This window comes from Xenorhabdus griffiniae (assembly GCF_001028135.1).
Lineage (GTDB): Bacteria > Pseudomonadota > Gammaproteobacteria > Enterobacterales > Enterobacteriaceae > Xenorhabdus > Xenorhabdus bakwenae.
Map to the genome: position 1 here is coordinate 1 of NZ_LDNM01000114.1, position 6,713 is coordinate 6,713.

General features: G+C 44.6%; 4 protein-coding genes. 3 read left to right on the forward strand and 1 reads right to left on the reverse strand.

Going from position 1 to position 6,713, the window contains the following annotated elements; all coding sequences use genetic code 11:
* Nucleotides 1-289 precede the first annotated feature (289 nt).
* The 3 genes from AAY47_RS17240 to AAY47_RS17250 all read left to right on the forward strand — a co-directional run bounded on the left by AAY47_RS17240 (nt 290) and on the right by AAY47_RS17250 (nt 3,016).
* Entirely contained in the window at nt 290-1,816 is a 1,527-nt protein-coding gene (locus AAY47_RS17240) for a hypothetical protein (RefSeq protein WP_047771433.1), read from the forward strand.
* 87 nt (nt 1,817-1,903) lie between these two features.
* Entirely contained in the window at nt 1,904-2,356 is a 453-nt protein-coding gene (locus AAY47_RS22935) for a hypothetical protein (protein WP_047771435.1), read from the forward strand.
* Nucleotides 2,357-2,614: 258 nt separating this feature from the next.
* The gene (locus AAY47_RS17250) at nt 2,615-3,016 is read left to right on the forward strand and encodes a hypothetical protein (RefSeq protein WP_047771436.1); all 402 of its coding nucleotides are present in this window, start codon (nt 2,615-2,617) and stop codon (nt 3,014-3,016) included.
* Between the two features lie 71 nt (nt 3,017-3,087).
* Here the strand turns inward: AAY47_RS17250 and AAY47_RS17255 are convergent, their stop codons facing one another.
* Complete coding sequence (locus AAY47_RS17255) at nt 3,088-6,657, reverse strand: autotransporter outer membrane beta-barrel domain-containing protein (RefSeq protein ID WP_053014335.1); 3,570 nt, start codon at nt 6,655-6,657, stop codon at nt 3,088-3,090.
* Between the last annotated feature and the right edge of the window lie 56 nt (nt 6,658-6,713).

Here is a 6,713-nt window from a genome sequence, read left to right on the forward strand (position 1 = left end):
AGGGACAAAAACTCATTTACTTCGTTTATAACGATATTGCACTTAATATGTGAATCCAAGTTTACATAATTATATTGACTCCTATTTGTTTTAATATAACCTGATTTGCAATTTCAGTAAAAATAGCCTTCCAATAATTCGGTATTAAATTTTCTATAAAATCAGTTCTAAATATAAATACTGTCATTCCTGTTATTTTTCGATAAAGAGTCAAAACCTGCTGCTGACCACACCCACAAAATGTGGTTTTCAGTGAAGAGTAAACTTTATACTTTGAAAGGATAATATAATGGCTAACATGACAACAGTTCCTGCCGATGGTAAAAATATTATCAAAGGGCAACCCTTCAGTGTGATTGTTTCAATAAGTGGTGAGAGTAATATTCAAAGTACTGTGGAGGTCAGTGCTACCCTCCCACCCGGGGTGAAATTAATCAAGACATTCCCCGGCAAAGTTAATAAACAAGTATTTTTTCAACAACTGATATTTCAGGCCGACGAAAGCAACGATGCCCACAAAATCAGTTTTACCTCAAACTCACCGAGCAAAGTACATACGGAGGTAACCTATCACCCTAGTGATAATCCAGACCTGAATCCCGACACTTGCGTACTGAGAGGAGCAGCGGCTTATTTGTATGACTCTAAGCCTGTTGAATTAACGGGTCCCGCCCCAGGGAAGGACAACCCATTTGTTTCAGCGTCAATCAATCCGATGTTAAAGCAGGGTGGGGGGGCAATTTCAAACTATGATATTCCGCTTCGTACAACAGCTCCGCTACGAATATTCACAGAGGACATGGTTGAAATTTATCCTTATGATATTGATCGGGATAACCAGCTTTATTACTACCTGATTCAGAAAACATCAAGCGCAGCGGTGAATCTAAAAATATATGCTACTCAGAATGTACATAAGTTCGTTACTCTTGATACGCTATTCAATGATGAGAAATACACTCAAAGGCAAATCATATTTATTACGACTGTTCCAACTGATGTATCCGACAGCTTTGAGCCACCAAACATTGAAGAAACATATTTTTCTTCTACCTTAACAAGGCCGGAGCAACAAGTAGATGATTTTACGTTCATGGTTCCGAGCTACGAAGGAGCCAAAATCGGCGATTTTATCATCGGGTTTGTGACGGACGATAAAAAAGACATTTTTAAGAAAGAACTCTTCGTTGGGCAGCTAACAGTTGAAGAAAGCGGATCTTATAGGTTTAAAGCCGATTACAACGACCTGTATTCGGGTGATAATCATATCAGCTATGTTACGCTTGACCAAACAGGTATGCCAGTAAGATCCAAGCTTAACTACATATATTATGATAATGGCGGCATTAACGGTCCAAGTCCCTTTGATGGACACCGGACTCTGATTGCCCCAGAAGTATATGACCAATACGGTCAATATATTGGCAAATTCGACCCAATTAATATCTACAGTATCGGTAAAAAAGGGCTTGAGGTTCGACTACAATCCGACACTAAGAATAATCCAGATCACACCATCGCCGCAGGTGATAAGATCACGATTAAAGTTTATATCTCACACTGCGTCGATACTATCTCACCAGTACGTCCTTTACCAATTGTGATGGTTGCAACTGTGCAATCGACAGACATCATAAATAGCTATTATAAAGTTACCATCGCGCCCGATAAACTGATGGGGTATGACACAGCAGATGGTTATGACGTAGGAGTGCTCACGATAGAATACAGTCGTCTTGCCCAGAACCAGAAATCGAAAATTTACACTAGAAGCTTCGGTACAGTAGCACCAGGAGAAGGAGACTCGTTAGTGTAGAATCTTAATCAAAATAGGTGACTGCTCATCGTTACTGCTTTTTGGCAGTCGCCTCCATGAAGATAATTGTTTGAGAAAGGTGATAGCATGTCTATAAAGAACACAATATTGAACGCCATCCTTGTTCCCCTTACTTTACCACAAAGCAGCAATGGTATTATTGATGAATCGGAACTAAGCCAAGATGAACTGGTCGTCATAATAAAAAAGAATGAAAAAGTTCGTATTGGATATAAAATCATTGTACATCTGACGCCATATCTATCATCAATACCGTTTTTTATCACAGATGAAAATATTGATGATCCAACGTATCAAATAACCATACCTTTTTCTGCTATTCCTCCCGGAAGTTATGATATTTACTATACCATCACTGACTTACTAAGTAATGAAGCTAAATCTGAAAGTATCTACGTCACAATTCAAAAGACAGATCCACCAAAAAAGACAAATCCTCCGCAACCATCTCTTCATGCGATACTAATAATAACCGGATATCAACCAATCGGTGATAAATACGAAATACTGACAATCTAGGTTTACGATAAACAAACATCTAAACAAATTAAAAATACGCCCATCTCTTATAAAATAGATCCAGCCATAAACATGATCAATGTGTCGGAAATTGCTTCAAACCCCGATACGATACAATCAATGACTACAGATGAATACGGTCAATTTAGAATAAACCTGCAAGGTCAGAAGGAAGGGCATGGCACGATAACGGTTACAGCCAATAATTATGTCGGCAGCATAACATATACCATGGGACAACAATAAAGAGGTATTACAATGGCGACGAAAACACTTTATTTTACGGGAATCAAAAGTGGCTGGTATGTTTCATATTTCTTTCAGGCACTAGGTGGATATGGTTATACAGTGACACTACAAGATGATACTGGGCATACTTACGTCACTTGGGAAAAAGCTAGCGACGGGAGTGATTCTCCAAATAGATATACCAATTCATTTTGGTACGAAGGGTCAGACGGAAAGCTTATATGTACAATTTACTGCTCAGAAAGCAGTCACCTTGATAACACGTGGGCTGAAAGTATAATAACGCCAAGTTCTGGGAAACCAACACTGGGAAGAACCTATTGTGCAGCCTTTGAGGATAACGGCGGTATAATCGAATACAATAACGTATTTATATCTCTTGTAGGATGGTCTCAATACCACGTTGTATAAGCTCACTGAAAACTCTCACCGTGGAGAATTATCTCCACGGTTTTCTGTTAATTCTTGTGACTCTTGCTGCACTACCAAGTCACCCTTAGCCCAATTTTTGCGTTCAGTTCATAGCTGTCTGCAAAATTATTGAGGCTGGTGTTGACAGAAGTCTGACCATAGATGAAAGAATTCCCATCATTCCAATTGTAGGAACCCCCGACGCCTGTCTCAGCCCAAGTTCGGTCATTCCCTCCGTGGAAGGCAATATTTTCAACATCAATAGCATCATTACGCCCCAGAATTTCCTGACGGATGTTGAAAAGGCCGTAAATATTAGTGGCTTTTTCATTCTTGCCCTGATCATCTCTCCACTTTTGGCTGTAGTCTAGCGTCGCACCCATACGCAATTTCATGTTCCTGCTTTGTTCAAAGCGGACTTTGGTTCCAAATGTGTCATGGAAGTCATTCATATCGATGGAAGAGAACATGAGCTGTGCCTGCGGGGTCAGTGACCATGCCGGACTCAAGTCGAATCTTTGTCCTGTCTCCAGACTCAACGCATATCCCAGAGCGAACTTATTATTCCCCAGTTGCCGACTGGCCGTCTTTGAATCCAGATCATTGTCAAAGTAGGTAAGTTGAGTTAGTCCATCCAAATAAAACCCATTATTGCCATACCATGTACTTGTCGCACCTATCGTGTAACCATTCGCTCGGATTTTACCTTCACCATGTACGGAGCCGACGTTTGCATTAATATTCGAATATTGCAGGAAACCACCACCACCCACTGAGCCGTGGTCATTTTCATAAAAGCGTCTGTCTATACCGATTTGAGCACGAGCCATGTTATAGGTGATATAGCCAGCTCCAGATGTGGTGATTCGTGGCGATAATTTGCCGTAAGAGGCTGTCATTCGCCCCCATGTGCCATTGGGCAATGAGTTTGTGTTATCGTCTGCACTATCCTCGTCAGCAGCGGTTCTGAAACCATCGCCGCGTAGCCTGCTGTCCTTACGCCCACTCATCCGATCATGTAAGGACTCAGGCATATTCAGGGTCTGTAAAACTCGGCCATAAGCCTCGTAAACGCTAACGCCAGCATGATAGAGCCGAGACGGTTCCGGTTCTTCCGGTGCAGGATCTGGGTTCGGTTTTGGACTGGTCAGTGACGAGCGCAGATACCAGTTTCCATCCGAATTATCAATGCCATTCTTATGAAGACGGTAAGCATAGGCACCGACCACAACGGCCGGCTCTCCCTTATAGCTATAATCACCAATCAAACTGAAAGTGCCGCCCGACGTGCCTTTCACATCAACAACCTTGATGCCTTCATTCGTCGGCGCACCCGCTCCACCGACATTTTTGATCACGAGATGAGTTGTGCCGGATGTACTGCCGTTCACCACCAGTCTGTCAGTCTTTGAGTTATCGCTTTCCAACACGGTCGATAAACTCACCATACCGTTATTGCCGATATAGTTACCGGCGATCATCAGTGTACGCCCTACAGCTTTGTCATCTCCGCCAGCCAAGACTGTGCCACTGTTATTCAAAGCGGAAATAGTCGTATTAAATCCGCCCATATCAAGCTTACCATGCTGTCCGATTGTATAAGACGAATCTGCACTGAAAGCCCCTTCCGCTCCCTGGCGAAGCATTCCCTTCTGTACTTCTGTCGTGCCTGTATAGTTGTTAGCGCCTGTCAGAAGGGTCGTACCGTTACCAGTCTGCACCATTTTCCCTTGCCCTTTCAGGGAACCGGAAAATGCCACTTGATCAGCACGGTTGAAAACCAGTTTCGTACCAGCACCACTCTCTACCAATCCGGTAAGGGTTCCACTGTTATGCCCGTCACCGATCTGCAAAGTGCCATGACGAATTACCGTGCCGCCCGAATGCGTATTCGTGCCGGTGAGCACCAGCGTGCCTTTACCGTTTTGAGCCAGCCTGCCATCGCCGGTAATATTGCCGCCAAATGTCACTGTATCTGTGCGGTCAAAAGCCAGTGTCCCTTTACTGCCTGTGACCACATCGCCGGCGATACTGCCCTTGGTGCCGCCGTTCCCTATCTGGAGGACACCCCGCGTCACTTTCGTACCACCGGTATAATTATTCTCACCTGTCAAAACCAACGTACCGTCATCCGTTGCCTCAAGGGTAGCTGAACCCGTCAGAATTGATTCAATCGTGGCAACCCTACTGGCTGTTGACTTATTACCCGTTCCAACCCGAATTTTGGCGCTGCCTGTTTTATCATTTTCTAAGGTCAGCGAGGCGCCGGTGATTTTATAACCATCGGCGCTAAACTGCATGCCATTGACAGTGACATTGCCACCGCTATTATCGACCTGCACCGTGCCTGCGGTTCCTGAGAAAATGGCAAACTGGTCAGCACTTTTCCAACTGGCATTGGAATCTCCGGTTTTTGATGTCCAGTTATCATTTCCACCGACCTGCCAAATACCATCACCCCCATCAATGGCATTATTGTTGTGTTTACTGGCATCACCACCATCCCAATAGTTCAAGAGCATACCACCAGTATTGATGAGATGGACTTCATGGTTTCTATTTGTACCGAGAGAAAGCGCGTCCGGTTTTCCGCCAGTGAACGTCATTCCGTTATTGGTTAAAGTGCCGCCATAGTGGAATATATCGTATTCACCCGCTGCTAACCCACCAAGATCCGTGACATTAAGCGCTCCTGCCAGTGTCAGATCACCACGAACATCAAATAATGCCGGCGCAGAGGCATCCTCTGCCCCAAGCGAAATATCCACATTTGCACCGCTGCTGAGAATAAGATCCTTGTCAAATGTCAGCGTATCGCCTTGCTTGCCTTTAAGGTGACCGCCGCTTTCGATCATTGCCGTGCCGCCAATGGTGCCAGTACCATTAACCTCCCCCCCATTTTTGACATTGAAGGTCGAGGTTGTTGTGCCTAGCTGGCCGTCAATGACAAGAGTCCCCCTTTCAACACGCGTTGATCCTGTAAAAGCCGAGGAATCCGAACTTAGCCTCGTTACGCCAGCGCCAATTTTATCGATATGACCACTTCCAGAAATAACACCATCAAAATGGGTTGTTCCACTCAGATTGAGCGCCATGAGCGCCAGAGTGCCTTTGTTTAAAATATCGCTTTTGGTAAGATTTCCAGTCGTTCCACTATTACCGAGTTGTAACGTTGCGCCATTGCCAACGGTAGTCTGGCCCGAATAGGTACTGTCACTGGTTATGATAGCTTTGCCGCCAGTGATCTCCAGAGTGCCTGTCCCGCTCATCTCACCATCGAGTGTCACCACACTGTTATTCGTACCGGCAACGACAACCGCGCCTTTATTGTCGATTCCGGCGAGCGAGAGTTTGCCAATGGTGTTGCCATCACCAAATCGCAGTCTACCTGATGTCACTGTGATCGGTTTACTCGTGGTCACATTGCCGGTCAGAGTCAAATCACCGGTGCCCTGTTGGTGAAGGGAGCCGACGCCTTCAATATCAGCGGCAAAGAGGGTGGGATTTGTTCGGTCGAAAGCCAGTACACCGCTCTGCCCGATTGTCACTTTGGACGTATTATCAATACTTCCCGCTGTTCCTTTATCACCAAGTTGCAAAGTACCCGATTCGATTTTTGTCTCACCGATATAGGTATTCACGCGATGCTCGACTTTAACATCCTATAACGTTGGCTTGTTGAAGCCAGTCGCGCTGA